This window comes from Arthrobacter sp. TB 23, assembly GCF_000294595.1.
Classification (GTDB): domain Bacteria; phylum Actinomycetota; class Actinomycetes; order Actinomycetales; family Micrococcaceae; genus Arthrobacter_D.
Map to the genome: position 1 here is coordinate 18,881 of NZ_ALPM01000034.1, position 17,902 is coordinate 36,782.

The following is a 17,902-nucleotide window of genomic DNA, read 5'->3' on the forward strand; positions in this document are numbered from 1 at the left end:
ACGAATGGAACGCAACGATGAGCAAAGCTGCTTTTTCCTGGTCCAAGGCTGCGGTGCTGACTGCCTCGGTACTTCTCCTGACCGCTTGTGGGGCGGGTGACGATTCCGGGGATTCACAATCCGGAGCCTCACGCGAAGACACCACCCTGATTGTTTACTCCAACTCGGTCAGCGACGGACGCGGCGAATGGCTCACCGACCGGGCAGAAACCGAAGGCTTCAACATCGAACTCGTCGATCTGGGCGCCGGTGACATCCAGAACAGGCTGATCGCCGAAAAGGGCAACCCTGCTGCCGACGTCGCCTTCGGCCCCACCAACGTTCAGTTTGAGAGCCTCAAGGAAGCTGAAGTACTCGAGAACTACACGCCGGAGTGGGCGAGCGAGGTCGAAGAGTACGTGGCGGGTGGCGAGGACGGAGCGTTCTGGCCGATCGTCCGCGAACCCATCATGCTCATCCACAACACCGAGGCCTACCCCGCCGGTGAAGGCCCCCAGAGCTGGCCCGAGCTGTGGGAAAACGAAAAGTTCCACGGCAAGTACGAAACCCAGACCGTCCTGGGCGGTGGCACCACCCGCATGGTGATCACCGGCATCCTGGCCCCCTACTTTGACGAGAATGGGAAGCTCGGGGTGAGCGATGAGGGCTGGACCGCTATCGAAGAGTTCTTTGCCAACGGCAACCCCTCCATTGAAGGAACCGATCTGTTCGCACGCATGGCCAACGGTGAGGTGAACGCCGGCCAGATGTGGCTCGCCGGCAAGTTCAGCCGCGAGGAAGAATACGGAATCACCACCGAGGCCGCCAACCCCGAGACCGGGGTTCCCTTCGTCTACCAGAACATCGGTCTGGTAGCCGGCAGCGAGAACCAGGAAGTATCACAGGAGTTCATCGACTGGTTCGGCTCCGCCGAAGTCCAGGCCGCCTGGTCCCAGGAGTTCTTCACCGCACCGACCAACGCCGCCGCCATCGGGGACGCCAACGCTGAGGCAGTCGAAGCCACCAGTGCCTTCAACGAACAGGACATTGATTGGGCCGTCGTCGCCGAAAACGTCGACGCCTGGATGGAAGAAATCGAACTGAACTACATCAAGCTCTAACCCCTCGACCTCGCCGTCGGCGCCGTTCTACCCGAAAAGGAGCACCCCATGATTACCTACTCCGACGTCGAGGTCCGCTTTCAAGACTTCCTCGCACTGCCCCAGTTCAACCTGACGGTCCAGGAGGGCGAATTCTTCACCCTCCTGGGCCCGTCCGGCTGCGGCAAAACCACGGCACTGCGCACCCTGGCCGGACTCATCACCCCCTCGCAGGGCTCCATCTCTATCGCCGGCAAGGACGTGACCCGGCTACGCAGCGACCAGCGCGAGCTGGGCATGGTCTTCCAGAACTACGCGCTGTTCCCCTCCATGAGCGTCTTCGAAAACATCGCCTTTGGGCTCCGGGCCAAACGCAAGCCGAAGACGGAAGTGAACGACGCCGTCGCGCAGATCGCCCGCGAGGTGGATCTGACGCCCGAACAACTTCAAAAGAACGTCGCCGAACTTTCCGGCGGCCAGCAGCAGCGGGTGGCCATCGCGCGGTCCCTGGTGCTGCGGCCAAAAATCCTGCTGCTGGACGAACCGCTATCGAACCTGGATGCGAAACTGCGCCAGCAGCTCCGCGGTCAGCTCAAAGACCTGCAACGGCAGTTCGGCATCACTACCGTCTACGTCACACATGACCAGGACGAAGCCCTCTCAATGTCTGACCGGATCGCAGTGCTCAACAAGGGGCGGATCGAGCAGGTAGGAACCCCCCACGAGATCTACGTCCGATCGGCCACCGAGTTTGTCTGCACCTTCATTGGCGACGTCAACCGGCTCACTCCCCAGCTGGTGGAACGCCTCGCTGCGGCGCCAGGCTCTGAGCTGAAGCCCGACGCCGTCACCTACCTTCGCACCGAGCGGGTGACAATCGTCCCCGACGAGGCTGGGGCCTCCGCCTACACCATCGGCGGAACCATCAAGGAACGCTCCTACCAGGGCACCAGCTCCACCTACTCAGTGGATTGCGGCGACAACGGAATGCTGCGAACCATCATGCGGGAGGACGACACTGACTACCGAACCGGGGATTGGGTGACGCTCTCCTTGCACCCCGACCATCTCCTGCAATACCCCGACGGCGATCAGGCCGGTCCTGGCTCCGGTCTGCAGGGAACAGGCCACCAGGCAGCCGAAAAATCCGATGGACAGGCAGTCCTCCGGTGACCAACGTGCGCCAGATGCTGCGCAACCCGCTCTTCCTGGTCCTGACGCTGTTCCTGACCTGGTTCATTTTCACGTTCCTCCTGATGCCGAACTTCGCGATCCTGCGGTCGGTCTTCGTCTCGCCCGAGGGAAGCCTGACGTTTCGATCGGTCGAGCGCCTCCTGTCCTCCGAACGAGCCGTCGACGCACTGCGCAACAGCTTTGTCCTCGCCGTCGTTCTCTCGGTGACGGTCAACATCGTCGGTATTTTCATCGTCCTCGTCACCAGGTTCTACGACATCAAGGGCGGGCGCATCCTGTGGCTCGGCTACGCGACAACCCTCATCTACGGGGGAGTGGTTCTGGTCGCCGGGTACAAGACGGTGTACGGGCCGAACGGTGTCCTCACCCAGGTCATCGGTTCAGTGCTGCCGGGCATTGACCCGCAATGGTTCTCCGGAATGATCGCCGTGATCTTCGTGATGACCATTTCGTCCACCGGCTACCACCTGCTGTTCATGTCGGCAGCAATCGCCCGGGTGGATTACCAGACGGTCGAGGCCGCCCGGATGATGGGCGGGTCCGACTGGGCCGTGCTGCGCCGGGTGGTGCTGCCGATGCTGAAGCCGATCATCTTTGCGATCACCATCCTGACCTTCCTCGCCGGGCTGGCCGCGCTCGCCGCCCCACAGATTCTCGGCGGTGAGTTCCAGACCATTACCCCGATGATCCTCGCCTTCGCCAACAGCCCAACCTCACGGGACCTGGCCGCCACGCTGGCCATCATCCTGGGCATCTCAACCATCGCCCTGCTGGCGCTGATGAACCGCTTCGAGAAGGGCGGCGTGTACTTCTCCGTCTCCAAGGTGCCCGTGGCACTGCAGAAGCAGAAGATCCAGAACCGGACCGCCAACATCGTGGTGCACGTGATGGCCTACGTCCTGTTCCTCATCTACGTCCTGCCGCCAGCACTGATCGTGTTGTTCTCCTTCACCGACGCCCGCTCCATCAACTCCGGGACGATCAGCCTGGACAGCTTCACCCTGGAGAACTACATCAATGTCCTGACCGAAGAGCGCGGCTACCGGCCCTTCCTGGTCAGCATTGGCTACGGTGCGGTGACCGCCGTCGTCGTCATTGTCCTGATGCTTTTCACCGCGCGGATGATCCAGCGGTACCGGAACAAGCTGACGATTGTGATGGAATACCTGCTGCACATCCCCTGGATCCTGCCGACCACCATGATTGCGCTGGGACTGATCCTGACCTTCGATCACGCCCAACCTCTGGTGGGTGGTCAGGTCCTCACCGGAACGGTCGGTATTCTGGCGATCGCGTACGTGATCGTGAAAATACCCTTCACGTTCAGGTTGCTGAAGGCGGCGTTCGCCGGGGTCCCCGACAACGTCGAGGACGCTGCAGCAATTCTTGGCGCCGGTTCAATGTATACGTTCCGCAGGGTCCTGGTTCCGCTGGTGTTGCCGGCGGCTGCGGCCATCACCGCGCTGAACTTCAACAGCCTGCTGGACGACTACGACACCGCGGTGTTCCTCTCACACCCGATCTATCAGCCACTGGGTGTGGTGATCCGCAACGCCACCACCGGGGACCAGATCAACGACACCACCGCGCTGACCTTCGTCTACACGGTGCTGTTGATGATCATCTCCACCTTCACCATGTGGCTGGTCTATGGGCGGAAGTCAGCAAGTGACCGGGCCAACAAACGCCAACGGAAGGCTGCCGCCGGGTCGCAGGGCCCGGCGTCGTCCACGGTGGAACCCGCCGACAAGGCGCCTGTTCGCAACGACAGCTTGCCCTGATCCATTCACAACCTAAGGATGTCCATGTTCGGGCAAGACCAGTTCCACTCCATCAACTCGCTGCTCAACAACAGGTTCGCCGAGAAGAACCCCCTGGTGGCCGTGCATCGCGGGACAGGGTTAGGCATGATCGTCGAGAACACCTCGCATGCCGTGACGGCTGCGCTCCGCAGCGGCGCCGACATGGTTGAAATTGACGTCATCCAATCCACCGACGGCGATTTCTACGTCTTCCATGACGGCACCGAACCGGAGAACTTCGGGATCGATCAGCTCATCACCACCCTCAGCACCGTTGAGGTTGACGAGCTGGTCTACACCCAGAAGACCGCGGCGCCCCGGGTCCACGTCGAGAAACTCGAGCACACCCTGACCTCTTTCCCCGACGTGCTGTTCAACATCGACCGCTCCTGGTTCTACTGGGACCTGCTGCTGCCCTGGCTTGACCAGTTCGACATGGCCGGGCAACTCATCCTCAAGGCGCCCCCAACGCAGTCAGCGATGGATCTCCTCCGCGCGCACCCGGTGAAGTATCCACTGGTGGCCATCGTCTCCAGTCAGGAACAGTTGACCGCGGTGCTCGAGGACCCGGAGATCAATCTCGTGGGCGTCGAGCTGCTGGCGGACAGCCCGGCCCACGCGTTCTGCGATCCGGCGGCGGCCAAGGCCTTCCAGGACCGGGGGCTGCTGGTTTACCTGAATGCTCTGAACCTCAGCGACGGAACCGTTCTGATGGCCGGCTGGGATGACAATCTTTCGGTGACCGGCAATCCGGATGACGGCTGGGGGCGCCTCGTCGGCCTGGGCGCCGACGTTATCCAGACCGACTGGCCTGCGCTGCTGAACGCCTACCTTGGCCGGGATATCCGCGGACTAAGCTGGCAGTCAAGTGCACACTCAATGCAGCGGAGCTAGCGGTGAGGATGGATCGCTTGGCAGAGAAGAAGAACGACGACGCGAAACCGGCCTCTGCGTGGTCGAAGGTCACCATGTCCGACGTCGCACGGGAAGCCAACGTGTCAACAGCAACCGTGTCCCGGTTTCTCGACGGGATGGTGCCGGTCCTGGAACCCACCAGGGCCAAGGTGATGGAGGCGATCAAGAAGACCGGTTACATCCGCAACGAGGCCGCCACGCGGCTGGCGCGCGGAACCTCCGACACCGTCGGACTGCTGATCCGCGACCCGAACAACCCGTACTACGGAATCCTGCATTCCGAACTGCAGCTCGGTGCGGCCGAGCATAAACTCCACCTGCTGACCGTCGCATCCCCTCCGGGGTTCAACCCGATGACTGAAAACTTCGGACTCCGCCGGCTGCTCGAGCAACGGGTCGGCGGCATCCTCGTCGCCACCGGTACGATCGCGCCCGATGAGCTGTCCTCGTTTGTCCGCGACGTTCCCACGGTCGTTCTGGGTCGGCCCGAGGAACATCCGACCCTGAACACCGTGTCGCTGGACGAGGTTGCCAATGCCCGGCTGATTGTCGACGCCGTCCTCTCCTGCGGGCACAAGGACATCGTCGTCACGTTCCCCGAAACCAACCACTCGGGTCTGCTCATCGAGCATCTGCGTGGCACCTGGTTGACCCGCCACCTACGGGAAGCCGGAGCCAACGTCATCACCGTTGACACGCCTTCCTTGGCGTCGGCCGATATCGAATCAACTCACCGGCAGGTCATCGACCTGGTGCGGGACCAGCAGGTGACTGCGGCCCTCTTCACCTCTGATATGAAACTGCTGGGCTTCCTCAAGGCCGCCCAGGAAGCCGGCATCCGGGTCCCCGAGGACGTTTCCGCCACGGGATTTGACGGCCTGCTCCCCGGCACCGAGTTGTTGGGGCTGGCCACGGTGCGGCTGCCCGTGGAGGCGCTGGCCAGGCGCGGCATGGAAATCATTCACGAGGAAATGGTCAGCGACGCCAGGCTGCCGGTCCGCCATGAGTCGCTGGTCGGATCGTTCCTGCCCGGACGCACCCTGGCAGCACGGCCTCCCCAATAGCGTGGATGGGCGGTTCTTGGGGGGATCGCCCATCCCACATTCAAAACCTCGGGCGGAGGCTCCAGGGGTCACTGCGGCAGAATGACAGCTACCTCCCAGGGGTCAAAAACAAAATTGTTGAACAATACCTTGCGCAGATTGTTCAACAACCTGTAGGGTCGTTCCAATACAAAATGTGACTCCAGTCACCTTGAAGTTACGGACGGGCCCATGGCAGATACCGAGAACAAACCGAAGCTGAGCTCCTCTGCTCGGCGCACCGCGCTGCTGGGAGCCATGTTCCTCATGGCGACCAGCGCCATTGGGCCTGGCTTCATCACCCAGACCACAGTGTTCACCGCCCAGATCGGCGCAGCGTTCGCGTTCGCCATCCTGGCGTCGATCCTCATCGACATCGCCGTGCAGATGAATGTCTGGCGGGTCATCGGCGTTTCCGGGCTGCGTGCCCATGAGCTCGGCAACAAGGTCCTTCCCGGCGTCGGTTGGTTCCTGGCCGGCCTGGTCTTCATTGGCGGGGTGGTCTTCAACATCGGCAACATCGCCGGCACCGGGCTCGGCGCCAACGCGATGCTCGGTATCGACCCGAAGATTGGCGGCGCGATCTCCGCCGTCATCGCCATCATGATTTTCGTCAGCAAAAGGGCTGGCATGGCGCTGGACCGGATTGTGGTGTTCCTCGGCGCCATCATGATCCTCCTGATGATCTACGTGGCCATTGTCGCCGCTCCTCCCGTCGGCGAGGCCCTCAAGAACGCGATCCTCCCCGAACAGATCGACTTCCTCATCATCACCACCCTGGTCGGCGGGACCGTCGGTGGCTACATCACCTACGCCGGTGCCCACCGCATGCTCGACTCCGGGGTCACCGGTCCGGACAACGTCGGGGAAATCACCCGCAGCTCGGTGATCGGCATCCTGGTCACCGGAGTCATGCGGGTGCTGCTGTTCCTGGCGATCTTCGGCGTCGTCGCCGGCGGTGCGGTACTGACTAGCGACAACATGGCCGCTGAGGCCTTCGGTATTGCGGCCGGCGAGATCGGCATGCGGGTCTTCGGCATCGTCCTCTGGGCCGCCGCGATCACCTCGGTGATCGGTGCCGCGTTCACCTCGGTCTCCTTCATCACCACCTCAAAGACTCCCGAACGTAAGCGGAACCTCATTACGGTAGCCTTCATCGCCGGTTGCGCCGTGGCCTACCTGTTCCTCGGCCAGGCACCACAGGAACTGTTGATCTTCGCAGGCGCGTTCAACGGTCTGATTCTGCCGGTCGGCTTCGGTGTGCTGCTCTTTGTGGCCTGGCGTCGCCGCGACCTGATGCACGGCTACGTCTACCCCAAGTGGCTGTTGACCATCGGCATCATCACCTGGTTCCTCACCCTGTTCCTCGGCTACACCTCCATCACCGGGCTGGCAAAGCTGTGGGGCTGATCAAGCTGCCAGCCGATCCGGCCGCGATGCTGCCCGCCGACGCGCGCGCCGCCTTCCGCGCCGGACTGGTGAGCCCGACGTCGGGCTGGTCCCGCGGTTACGCGCAGGTGAACGTGTTGGCGATCCCGCGGGAGCAGGCGTTCGATCTGCTCCTGTTCGCCCAGCGGAACCCGAAGCCGTGCCCCATCCTCGGAGTGTTGGAGCCGGGCGAAACCACCGGGCCGCTGCTGGCTGGCGGCGACATCCGGACCGATGTCCCCAAGTACACCGTCTATCACGACGGCGTTCTGGTGGACGAGCCCACCGACATCACCGAGCACTGGCGCGATGACCTGGTGACGTTCCTGTTCGGCTGCTCCTTCACCTTCGAGACCGCACTGCAGGACGGCGGCGTCAGGATTGCGCACATCGACCAGGGCGTGAACGTGCCGATGTACCGGACGAACCGGGAGGCCGCCCCGGCTGGTGCCATGTCCGGGCCGCTGGTGGTGTCCATGCGCCCGGTTCCGGCTGCCCAGGTGGCCGACGCCGTCCGCATCACCTCCCGCTACCCGGCCGTCCACGGCGCACCGGTGCACGTGGGGAATCCGGAGGAGTTGGGTGTCGACCTGGGTTCGCCGGACTTTGGCGATGCGGTGCAGATCCCCGAGGGTCATCTTCCGGTGTTCTGGGCCTGCGGGGTCACCCCGCAGGCGGCGGTGATGCAGTCACGGCCGCCGCTGGCGATCGGCCACGCGCCGGGACACATGCTCATCACCGATGCCCGGGACAGCGATTACCTGGTGCCCTGACTGTTGGTGTCCTAGGACGCTTCGTCGGCGAGGTGGCCCAGGAGCTCGGCCTCGGCCGAGTCCAGGTAGGCACGCAGCCCTGCAGCGGCTTCGTCACGCTGCCCGGCCCGGAGCCGCTCGACCAGCTGCACGTTGCGGTCCACATAGTGGCTGTGAAAGTCAGGGGCCGACGCCATCGCGTGGAACACCAGCCTCATCTCGGCGAGCACCCGGTCCATCAGCGTGCGCAGCGATTCGCTGCCGGTCAGGCCGACGACGGCGCTGTGCAGCGCCTGGTTGGCGTCGGCCATGTCCGGCACCGATCCGGCGTCGCGCGCCGCCTGGGCCCGCCGGACAATGGCTTCCATGTTCTCAAGGACCTCGGGGGTGACCTCGCCCCACAGGGCGGCGGCGGGTTCGATCATCCGGCGGACGCGGTAAATCTCGCGTACTTCCTCGGCTCCCGGGGATGCCACAAACACGCCGCGATTGGGGATCCGCGTGACAATCGACTCGCCGGCAAGCGTGGAGAACGCTTCACGCAGGGTATTGCGGGAAACGCGGAGCGCCGTCGACAACGACTGCTCCGACAACTTGGACCCCGGCGTCAGCTCGCCGGCGGCGATCCGACCCCGCAGGACGGTCGCGATCCACGCCGCCGTGTGCGCGTGCTCGGCCGAACCCGAACCCGAACGAGATGCCCCGTTATCCAGCTCTGCGGCTGCTGCTCTAGCCATGCCTTCCCCCAACATCGTCACCAACAGATGTTAGCCGACCGTGCTGAGAACCTTCCCCAGGACTTCTCCGCGCGCGACGGCGCCACCCGGCTCCTGCCCGCCGCGCTGGAACGTGCCGGCCGACGTGGAGAGCACCTCGGTTTCCATCTTCATGGCCTCCACGACGGCGACGGGCTGGCCCGCGGTGATCGTGGCGCCGTCATCGGCCAGCCACTTCACCAGGGTGCCGCCCATCGAAGCGGTGACTGCGCCGTCGTCGTTCGTTGCAGTGTCGGGGGACTGTGCGGCGGCGTTTCCGTTAGCGTTGTCGCCACCGTTCATTAGCGCGGCGAAGACCTCGGGAGGCAATCCCAGCTGGACCGCTTTGCCGTCGATTTCCACGGTGAGGGTTTCCCTGCGGGCGAGTGGACCAGTGGTGCCACTCGACAACGCGGCGTCCAGCCGTTCAGCGAAGGCATTCTCGATCCAGGTGGTGTAGACGCCGAGCCGTTCCGGGTTGGTGAAGTCGGGTTCCCGCACCACCGCGCGGTGGAAAGGAATCACCGTGGGGAGGCCTTCGATCCGCAGTTCGTCGAGCGCAGCGCGGGCCCGGCGGAGAGCCTGCGGCCGGTCTTCGCCGTGGACGATGAGCTTGGCCATCAGCGAGTCGTACTCGGCGGGGACGCTGGAGCCGGAGCGCACCCCGGTGTCCACGCGGATGCCCGCACCGGTGGGCGCCTCGAATACGTCAATCGGGCCGGGGGAGGGCAGGAACCCGCGGCCGGCGTCCTCGGCGTTGAGCCGGAACTCGATGGCGTGGCCCTGCGGCGCCGGATCCTCGGTGATGCTGACGGGCAGGCCAGCGGCGATCCGGAACTGTTCGCGGACCAGGTCGATGCCCGACGTCGCCTCGGTCACCGGATGCTCCACCTGCAGGCGGGTGTTGACCTCCAGGAAGGAGATCACGCCGTCGGGCGCCACCAGATACTCAACGGTGCCCGCGCTGGTGTACCCGGCCTCGCGGCAGATGGCGCGGGCCGACTCGTGGATGCGGGTGCGCTGATCATCGGTCAGGAACGGGGCGGGGGCCTCTTCGACAAGCTTCTGGTTGCGGCGCTGCAGGGAGCAGTCGCGGGTGCCGACGACGACGACGTTGCCGTGCGTATCGGCCAGGACCTGGGCCTCGACGTGACGCGGCTTGTCGAGGAACCGTTCGGCGAAGCACTCGCCGCGCCCGAACGCGACGGTCGCCTCGCGGACCGCCGACTCAAACGCGTCGTCGATATCTTCCATCCGGTGGGCGATCCGCATCCCGCGACCGCCGCCGCCGTAGGCCGCCTTGATGGCGACGGGGACGCCGAACTCCTCGGCGAACGCCCGGACTTCCTCGGCGTTGGCGACCGGTCCGTCGGATCCGGGGACCAGCGGGGCGCCGACCTTGACCGCGATCTCGCGGGCGGTGACCTTGTTGCCCAGGCTGCGGATGGCATCGGGTGACGGGCCGATCCAGATCAGTCCGGCGTCCTGCACGGCGTCGGCGAAGTCGGCGTTCTCGGAGAGGAAGCCGTAGCCGGGGTGCACGGCGTCGGCGCCGGCCTGCTTCGCGATAGCGAGGATCTTGTCCATGTTGAGGTACGTGTCGGCGCTGGCCGACCCGCCGAGGGCGTACGCCTCGTCGCTGAGGCGAACGTGGAGGGCGTCGGCGTCGGGCTCGGAGTACACGGCCACCGAGGTCAGCTCCGCGTCGGTGCACGCGCGGGCGATGCGGACAGCGATTTCCCCGCGGTTGGCGATCAGGACCTTCTTCATGGTTGCTACTTTCACGAGCGTCGGGTGGTGATCGGGGTCTGTGTCTTTGTCAGGGGTTGCAGAGTCTCGGGGTCGACGGACTCGAACCGCAGCATCGTTCCGGGCGGCAGCTGGGCCGCGATCGGCAGGTCATCGGGGACGACGACGCCGATCACCGGATACCCGCCGGTCACCGGATGGTCGGCCAGGAACAGCACGGGCAGCCCCGAGGGCGGCACCTGCAGCGATCCGGCGACGACTCCTTCGCTGGGAAGTTCATCGGCGGTGAGGCGTTCGAGCGGCTCTGCCGCTTCCTGGTTCTCGTCTGTGGCGAGCCGGACGCCGATCCGGTTCGATTCGGCGGTCACGGTCCAGGTCTGGCTGGTGATTGCGGTCCGGGACTCGTCAGTAAACCAGTCGTGCCGGGGCCCGCCGGTGATCCGCAGGAGCGCAGGGGTTTCCAAACCCAGCCGGACGGCGTCGGGAAGCGTCGACGGTTCAGCTGCGCCGACCGTGCGGCCCTGCTCAATTGCCCCAATCGGCAGGACCACCCCGGCTGCGAGGGGATCCGGTCCGATTCCCGACATCACATCGGTGGACCGGCTGCCCAGCACCTCGGGCACATCGATTCCGCCGCGGATGGCCAGGTAGGTGCGTAGCCCGGCGGCGGGCTGGTCGAGGGTGAGGGTTTCGCCGTCGTGCAGGGCAAACGGTGAACACATCGGTGCCGTGCGGGTGCTGTCGCCGCCGGCGTCGTTGGTGGTGATCTCGGCGGGTGTGATGGCTCCCGCCAGGGCGAGCGTGAGTTCGCCGTGGGCCCGGACAGTGAGGCCGCCGAGGATGGTTTCGATCACCGCGTCGCCCGGTGCGTTGCCGACCAGCCGGTTGGCTTGGCGGGCGCTCGCGGTATCGGCGGCGCCGGCTTTGGAGACGCCGACGTCGCCGAGGCCGGGTCGGCCCAAATCCTGGATCAGTGACTGCGGTCCTGATGCGAGGATCTCGAGTGAATGACCGGTTTGGTTAGGCGCGTCCAGCGACGTACTGGCTCCGGAGGCTGGGCCTGACACCGTGACCGTTTCCCGCACAGCCACGTACTGCACGGCGGTGCCCGGGCGGAGCAGGGCCGGTTGGTCCCGACCCAGATCCCAGAGGCGGGANGGTCCTGCCGATCAGCTGCCAGCCGCCGGGGGAGCGTCGCGGATAGACGGCCGAGAAGTTGCCGGCCAGCGCCACCGCTCCGGCGGGGACGGCGGTGCGTGGTGAGGTGCGGCGGGGAACGGTGAGCGTCTCGTTCTCGCCGACCAGGTACGCGAATCCGGGGGCGAAGCCGCCAAACGCAGCCGTCCACAGTTGGCCGGTGTGCGCGGCAATGACACCGTCAGGGTCGAGGCCGGTGAGGCGGCCCACTTCGGCGAGGTCGTCGCCGTCGTACACCACCTCGATCCGCACCGGATCGCCGACCGGCGCTGAGTCAGCGGCCGGTGATGTGTCCAGTTGCGCGACGGCGGTCCGGGCGGCGCGGGCGCTGGTGCCGGAATCGAAGACGGCGAGCACGGTCCGGGCGGCGGCGAGGACGTCGACCTGCCCGCGGAGTGGGTGCTGCTGCAGGTGGGCGTGGACCGCGAGGACCGATTCGAGCGATTCGAGTTGGATCAGGAGGGCGCGGGGCCCGGCCCAGCGAATCTCGGGAGGGGTCACACGAAGCTCCGGATGTCGATGCCAGCGGCCTCGAGATCGCGGCGGACGGCGGCGGACATGGAGACCGCACCGGTGGTGTCGCCGTGGAGGCAGATGCTTTCGGCGGTGGTCTTCAGGGTTGAGCCGTCGCGGGCGATGATGACTCCCTCGGTGGCGAGGCGGACCATATTGGCGGCGACCTCATCCTCGTCGTGGAGGACGGCTCCGGGTTCGCGGCGTGAGACCAGGGTGCCGTCGGGGTTGTAGGCGCGGTCGGCGAAGGCTTCGGCCACGCCGCGGAGGCCCGCCTTTTCTGCTGCGTCGAGGGCTACCGACCCGGGGAGGAGCAGCAGGGGGAGATCGCCGCCGAACGCCTTGACGGCGTCGACCACTGCCTGGGCCTGTACCTCGTGGGTGACGATGGTGTTGTAGAGGGCGCCGTGGGGTTTGACGTATTTGATGGTGCCGCCTGCGGCCCGGGAGATCGCGTCGAGGGCGCCGATTTGGTACAGCACGTCGTCGGCGAGCTCTGTGGAGGAGAGGTCGAGGAAGCGGCGGCCGAATCCGGCCAGGTCCCGGTATCCGACATGGGCGCCGATAGTGACGCCAGCTTCGACGGCGTCCCGGCAGGTCTGCGCGATAGTGGAGGGGTCCCCGGCGTGGAAGCCGCAGGCGACGTTGGCGCTGGAAACGGAGCGGAAGATGGCGGCGTCGTCGCCCATGGTCCAGTTTCCGAACGATTCGCCGACGTCGCTGTTGAGGTCGATGTACACCATTGTGATCCTCGTCTCTCCTGAGTGGTCTCTCTAGGATGCACGAGTTTAACGGATTGTTCAACAATTATTCATCCGAGACTTTTGGGCGGCAAGGGTGGCATCATCGATTGATGAGCCCTAAGAGCCGCACGCGCAAGCCGAAATCAGCGGGCAAGGAGAGGCGAAACGCCCCTCCGCCCAATCCCATCGCGGAACTGTACCGCCGGGTCGCGCCGCATTTCGCTGCGGACTTGGACCAGACGTCGTCGTTGGAATCGGAGCAGATGGCTTCGGCCGTCTACGCAGGCATGCACCAGACCACCAATCTGGGCGCAGGCATCGACAACACATTGTTCAGCGACTGGGTGGGCCACGCTGAACGTCAAGCTAATCGGACCTCAGCCGCGGTGCTGTGGGCGATGGCGCAGGTAGCTGACGCGCCCGGTGACGCCCAGGCCGCAGCCGCCGCCGGACGGCTGGCCGAGGCCGGGGTCGAACCGCCCGCCTGGCTTGCCCCGCTGCGGAAACTGGAAGCCACTGCGGCCTGGATGCTTACTGACGTATTCGGTGACTTCATTGAAATTGTCATCGAGTTCCGCGCCGGGCGACGTAAACATGGTCTGTACCTGAGCATCGACACCAACCATCTGGGCGGCTACGCCACTGAGGTGGTCTTCAGCGACAGTGCACGCGATCTCCTCAAGACCCTTGAACGCTCGGCTTTGAGAATGGCTGGGGCAGCGGTGGTGCCGGTTGGGCTGCCGGAAGCACGCCGGCTGGGCCTTGATGCCATCGCGGCCACTGACATCACCAGCAACCCGGAGGTGGGCCCCAACTACGACCGGGACCGGGCTTTGGCGCTGAAGCGGTTACTCGCGCTGCCGGAGAGCAGCGTCGTCGACGTTAATGCGCGGAGGGCGCAGAGCGAAGCCGAGGAACAGGCGCAAATTCGAGCTGATGAGGCCGAGTCCGAGCGGTTGGTTGCCACGTTCATGCGGGCCATTCAAAAGGACATAGCTCCTGCATCGGCGCGGGCGTTCAAAGAGCAGTTCATTCGCCTCGCCGACTTGGCGATTGGCTTTGGCCGTGACTACGACGGCGGCCGGCTGGTGCGTGTGAGTCCGCCGAAAATGGACACATTTGTTGGATGGTTCCTTCCGCGCAAAGTGATGCTCGACGACGTCGAGTTGGAGGCACTTCCCTGGTTCCTCAACGCGTGGGTTGACTGGTGCGCCGCGCAGATGGGGCTCCCCGAGGCGGCCGTGGACTTGCTGGTGGATGCTGTCGGGGAAGCTCTCGACGACGCTGAAGAATTGAGGAACTCGGATGAGGACGAACGGTCACCGGGGATGGCCTTTCTTGAAGGACTGGATCTGGCGAACCTTGAGGAGGCGCAGGCTGCGATGGACCGTCGACAACTGGCGATGCCGTACTTTGGCACCTGGATTGGTAGCGATGACTACCCGCAGCTGAACGCGAACAAGCCAGAGGAGCTGCGATTGCTGGTGCTTGGGGAGCTGGAGGAACTGCACACGGTGGGAATGGACGAGTATCCTTCCAGTGCCGCACCCGATGGTTCTCCGGTGTGGAGCGCTGCGCTGCGTGAACTGGTGGTGTCACAGCTGTGGAACGATGAACCACCTCAGGTGTGGCAAGCAGCTCAGCGACTGCGGACACAGGGGCTGGGTCGTGAGGAGATCCTGGATCAACTGCAGGCGGTGCTCGCCGGCCATGTGGATGCGACCAAGGTTCAGCCGGGCTCCGGGTTTGGCTCGGCTGTGCATATCAAGGGTTACATGGCCGCGCTGGCAGCTGTTGGCGCTGCTGGACGAAAAGGCGGCCACCTTCGGTCGGTATAGAGGGCCTGGTTTGGTAGGTGCGGTGCTATATCCGATTCAAACTGTGCATGCACTGCATCCATTGCATGCACTTTTCGAAACTGAGAATGCATGCATCGCATGCAATGCATGCGCCTTTCCAAACGCATACCCTCCCACACACCCTTAGCCGGTTCCCGCTACGCTCTTCCCATGACTAGCAGCCAACCACCGAAGCGAGCGTTCGCCGGGCCATCCGCATCGACATCGACATCGACATCGGCATCGGCGGTAACGGCGACGGTCGACGTCGTGGCCGTCCAGCGGCGTACCGTCTGGGTGCTGATTGTCGGGCAGATCCTGGGTGGGATCGGAATCGGGTGCACCGTTTCGATTGGGGCGGTGATGGCCGCCAATATTTCCGGGTCGGATGCGCTGTCCGGTACGGCGACGACGCTGAGCACCCTGGGTGCCGCGGCGAGTGCCATTCCGCTGGCGCGGCTCGCGCAACGGCTGGGCCGACGTCGGGCGCTGACCACTGGTGCGCTTCTTGCGGCGACGGGATCGGTGGTGGCTATTGTTGCCGCGTGGCTGAGCTCGTTCCCTCTGCTGTTGCTTGCTTTCGCCTTTCTCGGCGTGGGCACCGCGGTGAATCTTCAAGCCCGATTCGCAGCCACCGATCTGGCGAGTTCGCAGCATCGGGGGCGGGACCTCTCCTTGGTGGTCTGGTTCACTACGATCGGCGCTGTGCTGGGGCCGAATCTGATCGGGCCGGGGGAGGCGATCGCGTCGACGCTGCAGATGCCCTCGCTCACGGGGTCCTTCCTGATCGCGGTGTTTGCCCAGCTGGCCGCAGCGACGGTCTACCTGGTGGCGCTGCGCCCCGACCCGTATCTGTTGAGCAAATCCAACGCTCCCGAGAATGGCCTTGAGGCAGCTCCCGGCGCCATCCATGAGCGGGGTCCGCTGGTGTTTGCCATTGGCTCCATCGCTATCAGCCATGCGGTGATGGTGTCGGTGATGTCCATGACGCCGGTGCACCTGATCAATCACGGCGTCACGCTGACCATTATTGGACTGACCATCAGCTTGCACATTGCCGGGATGTTTGCGCTGTCGCCGGTGTTCGGGTGGCTCAGCGACAGGGTGGGCCGGGTGGCGACCATCCTGATTGGGCAGGGCCTGTTCGCGGTGTCGCTGCCGATCGTTGCGTTGGGCGAGGACGATCCGGTCCTGGTGACCGTGGGACTGGTGTTCCTCGGACTGGGCTGGAGTGCGGCCACTGTCGCGGGGTCGGCTCTGGTGGCGGATCTTGCGACCGGTGCTGCCCGGCCGAAGATTCAGGGCCGGACCGACCTCATCATGAACCTTGCCGGCGCTGCCGGGGGAGCGGCATCAGGCGTGGCTCTGGTGCTGATTGGCTATGCCGGGTTGGCGTGGGCCGCCGGCGTGCTGGTGTTGGTGGTCGTGGCGGGATCGCTGGTGGCTGGGTCCAGGAATCGAGAGACAACAGAAGTGTGACAATCTGTGCCCCGTTGGGTGGGGTCTGCTCCTGATAGCGGTGGAGCGGTATTTACGCCGTCGGAAACTGCAGCACGCCACCCTGGTAGACCTGCCCGATCATGGAGCGCAGACCAGCCAGCTGCTCGGTCGATTCCAGTTGGCCGTTAAGCACGACGATGTCGGCTAGGTGCTTCTCTGCCAACCGGCCGACGGAGTTGAGGGGCGTGATGAGTTCGCCCGGCACCGACGTGGAAGCGGCCAACACCTGCTCAAGGGTCATGCCGGCGTCGGCCATCAGAGCGAGTTCCTCCAGGTTGTCGCCGTGCGCGCCGACCCCCGCGTCGGTGCCCATGCCAACCCTGACTCCCGCGGCGATGGCTCGGGCGACCGACTGGCGGTGGTCTTCCGCCACCTGCTGGGCCTTGTCGATGACCTGTTGCGACAGCCCGCTGGTACCGGATTCGCCCTTGCGGATGACAGCCAGCGGAGCTGAAAGGGTGGGCACCAGGTAAGCCTTGGTGTCCAGGAACAGCTGGATTGCCTCGTCGGTGAGGTAGATGCCGTGCTCGATGGTCCGCACGCCCGCCCGCAGCGCGTTGATGATCCCGGCGGTGCCTTGCGCGTGGGCCATCACGTATTTGCCCTGCATCCCGGCTTCCTCAACGACGACGGCGATCTCCGCGGGGGTGAACTGGGAGTGCCTCGGGTCGGTGGTTGGCGAGAGTACCCCGCCGGTGGAGCAGATCTTGATCTGGTCGGCGCCGGCCCGTAGGAGCGTGCGAGTGACCTTCCGGACTTCCTCGACGCCGTCGGCGATGCCGCTGGGACGGCCGGGATGAGGCCCAAAATCCGGGGAATCGAGTCCCGACGGGTGCCACAGATCGCCGTGGCCACCGGTTTGGGACATGATGCTGACGGCGATGCGGAGCCGTGGACCCTTGACGATCCCGGTTTCGACCGCCTGTTTCGCACCCAGGTCGGCGCCACCGGCGTCACGCACGGTGGTGACACCTGCGCGGAGGGTTGCCTCGAGATTCCGCACGGACTCGTAGAACTGCAGCGAGTAGGGATCGACCATCGCCTGGATGGAGCCGGGAGTGGAGGTCATCACGTGAACGTGCAGGTCGATCAGGCCGGGAAGGACCGTGCGACCAGCACAATCCACCACCGTGGCCTCCGCATACGCGTCGACTGAACCGGCGTCGCGGCCCACAGCTTCGATCATGCCGTCGCGGATGACGACGTCGGTTTGGCCGGGGAGGAAGCGTTCGCCGTCGAACACGTGGCCGTTCCTCAAAACTGTCGCAACCGTCATTGCTGCCTTTCGCGGGTTGACCGCAGCCAGGCGCTGCAGGCGTTTAGCGGCCAGCCTACAGCCAATCCGTCCGCCGCAG

The 17,902-nt window shown here is 65.0% G+C and carries 15 protein-coding genes and 1 pseudogene (1 of these 16 only partly in view); 9 read left to right on the forward strand and 7 right to left on the reverse strand.

What is annotated here, in order from left to right; all coding sequences use genetic code 11:
* The first annotated feature begins 17 nt into the window (after positions 1-17).
* From B384_RS0104195 to B384_RS0104225, 7 genes are all read left to right on the forward strand, one after another.
* A complete protein-coding gene (locus B384_RS0104195) occupies positions 18-1,100 on the forward strand; it encodes an extracellular solute-binding protein (protein ID WP_019481889.1) in 1,083 nt (360 codons plus the stop codon).
* Between the two features lie 48 nt (positions 1,101-1,148).
* Positions 1,149-2,252, forward strand: a complete 1,104-nt coding sequence (locus B384_RS0104200) for an ABC transporter ATP-binding protein (protein ID WP_019481890.1) — start codon at positions 1,149-1,151, stop codon at positions 2,250-2,252.
* 14 nt (positions 2,253-2,266) lie between these two features.
* Positions 2,267-4,054, forward strand: a complete 1,788-nt coding sequence (locus B384_RS17705) for an ABC transporter permease (protein WP_035766435.1) — start codon at positions 2,267-2,269, stop codon at positions 4,052-4,054.
* A 24-nt stretch (positions 4,055-4,078) separates the two neighbouring features.
* A complete protein-coding gene (locus B384_RS17710; RefSeq protein WP_019481892.1) occupies positions 4,079-4,969 on the forward strand; it encodes a glycerophosphodiester phosphodiesterase family protein in 891 nt (296 codons plus the stop codon).
* A 17-nt stretch (positions 4,970-4,986) separates the two neighbouring features.
* Positions 4,987-6,054, forward strand: coding sequence for a LacI family DNA-binding transcriptional regulator (locus tag B384_RS0104215; RefSeq protein ID WP_192813055.1), 1,068 nt, complete (start codon positions 4,987-4,989; stop codon positions 6,052-6,054).
* 210 nt (positions 6,055-6,264) lie between these two features.
* The gene (locus B384_RS0104220) at positions 6,265-7,482 is read left to right on the forward strand and encodes an NRAMP family divalent metal transporter (protein ID WP_019481894.1); all 1,218 of its coding nucleotides are present in this window, start codon (positions 6,265-6,267) and stop codon (positions 7,480-7,482) included.
* A 26-nt stretch (positions 7,483-7,508) separates the two neighbouring features.
* The gene (locus tag B384_RS0104225) at positions 7,509-8,273 is read left to right on the forward strand and encodes a putative hydro-lyase (RefSeq protein WP_050994842.1); all 765 of its coding nucleotides are present in this window, start codon (positions 7,509-7,511) and stop codon (positions 8,271-8,273) included.
* 11 nt (positions 8,274-8,284) lie between these two features.
* Here B384_RS0104225 and B384_RS0104230 read toward each other — a convergent pair whose 3' ends face one another.
* From B384_RS0104230 to B384_RS0104245, 5 genes are all read right to left on the reverse strand, one after another.
* The gene (locus B384_RS0104230) at positions 8,285-8,989 is read right to left on the reverse strand and encodes a GntR family transcriptional regulator (RefSeq protein WP_019481896.1); all 705 of its coding nucleotides are present in this window, start codon (positions 8,987-8,989) and stop codon (positions 8,285-8,287) included.
* Between the two features lie 30 nt (positions 8,990-9,019).
* Positions 9,020-10,777 carry an acetyl/propionyl/methylcrotonyl-CoA carboxylase subunit alpha gene (locus tag B384_RS0104235; protein WP_019481897.1) on the reverse strand — a complete coding sequence of 586 codons (1,758 nt, stop codon included), beginning with the start codon at positions 10,775-10,777 and terminating at the stop codon, positions 9,020-9,022.
* Between the two features lie 11 nt (positions 10,778-10,788).
* On the reverse strand, positions 10,789-11,856 hold the full coding sequence (locus B384_RS21370; protein ID WP_337459680.1) for a biotin-dependent carboxyltransferase family protein: 1,068 nt from the start codon (positions 11,854-11,856) through the stop codon (positions 10,789-10,791).
* Positions 11,777-12,454, reverse strand: a complete 678-nt coding sequence (locus B384_RS21375) for a 5-oxoprolinase subunit B family protein (RefSeq protein WP_337459681.1) — start codon at positions 12,452-12,454, stop codon at positions 11,777-11,779. Before B384_RS21375 ends, B384_RS21370 begins: the two co-directional genes overlap by 80 nt.
* Positions 12,451-13,209, reverse strand: coding sequence for a LamB/YcsF family protein (locus B384_RS0104245; protein ID WP_019481898.1), 759 nt, complete (start codon positions 13,207-13,209; stop codon positions 12,451-12,453). The genes B384_RS21375 and B384_RS0104245 overlap by 4 nt, the downstream gene beginning before the upstream one ends.
* A gap of 110 nt (positions 13,210-13,319) precedes the next feature.
* Between B384_RS0104245 and B384_RS0104250 the strand changes: the two genes are divergently transcribed.
* Together B384_RS0104250 and B384_RS0104255 are read left to right on the forward strand one after the other, a co-directional pair.
* Positions 13,320-15,047, forward strand: coding sequence for a hypothetical protein (locus B384_RS0104250; protein ID WP_156808964.1), 1,728 nt, complete (start codon positions 13,320-13,322; stop codon positions 15,045-15,047).
* Positions 15,048-15,218: 171 nt separating this feature from the next.
* Positions 15,219-16,526: an MFS transporter gene (locus tag B384_RS0104255; RefSeq protein ID WP_083850825.1), complete on the forward strand. Its 1,308-nt coding sequence runs from the start codon at positions 15,219-15,221 to the stop codon at positions 16,524-16,526.
* A gap of 52 nt (positions 16,527-16,578) precedes the next feature.
* Here B384_RS0104255 and B384_RS0104260 read toward each other — a convergent pair whose 3' ends face one another.
* Both B384_RS0104260 and B384_RS17720 read right to left on the reverse strand, forming a co-directional pair.
* Positions 16,579-17,823: a metal-dependent hydrolase family protein gene (locus tag B384_RS0104260; RefSeq protein WP_019481901.1), complete on the reverse strand. Its 1,245-nt coding sequence runs from the start codon at positions 17,821-17,823 to the stop codon at positions 16,579-16,581.
* Between the two features lie 55 nt (positions 17,824-17,878).
* Positions 17,879-17,902: pseudogene (locus tag B384_RS17720) on the reverse strand (class I SAM-dependent methyltransferase); it runs 1,261 nt beyond the window's last position.

Excerpts from the sequence above, each read along its gene's own strand:
- B384_RS0104195 (WP_019481889.1), top strand. The coding sequence starts at position 18 with ATGAGCAAAGCTGCTTTTTCCTGGTCCAAGGCTGCGGTGCTGACTGCC.
- B384_RS0104200 (WP_019481890.1), top strand. The coding sequence starts at position 1,149 with ATGATTACCTACTCCGACGTCGAGGTCCGCTTTCAAGACTTCCTCGCA.
- B384_RS17705 (WP_035766435.1), top strand. The coding sequence starts at position 2,267 with ATGCTGCGCAACCCGCTCTTCCTGGTCCTGACGCTGTTCCTGACCTGG.
- B384_RS17710 (WP_019481892.1), top strand. The coding sequence starts at position 4,079 with ATGTTCGGGCAAGACCAGTTCCACTCCATCAACTCGCTGCTCAACAAC.
- B384_RS0104220 (WP_019481894.1), top strand. The coding sequence starts at position 6,265 with ATGGCAGATACCGAGAACAAACCGAAGCTGAGCTCCTCTGCTCGGCGC.
- B384_RS0104225 (WP_050994842.1), top strand. The coding sequence starts at position 7,509 with ATGCTGCCCGCCGACGCGCGCGCCGCCTTCCGCGCCGGACTGGTGAGC.
- B384_RS0104230 (WP_019481896.1), bottom strand. The coding sequence starts at position 8,989 with ATGGCTAGAGCAGCAGCCGCAGAGCTGGATAACGGGGCATCTCGTTCG.
- B384_RS0104235 (WP_019481897.1), bottom strand. The coding sequence starts at position 10,777 with ATGAAGAAGGTCCTGATCGCCAACCGCGGGGAAATCGCTGTCCGCATC.
- B384_RS0104245 (WP_019481898.1), bottom strand. The coding sequence starts at position 13,209 with ATGGTGTACATCGACCTCAACAGCGACGTCGGCGAATCGTTCGGAAAC.
- B384_RS0104250 (WP_156808964.1), top strand. The coding sequence starts at position 13,320 with ATGAGCCCTAAGAGCCGCACGCGCAAGCCGAAATCAGCGGGCAAGGAG.
- B384_RS0104255 (WP_083850825.1), top strand. The coding sequence starts at position 15,219 with ATGACTAGCAGCCAACCACCGAAGCGAGCGTTCGCCGGGCCATCCGCA.
- B384_RS0104260 (WP_019481901.1), bottom strand. The coding sequence starts at position 17,823 with ATGACGGTTGCGACAGTTTTGAGGAACGGCCACGTGTTCGACGGCGAA.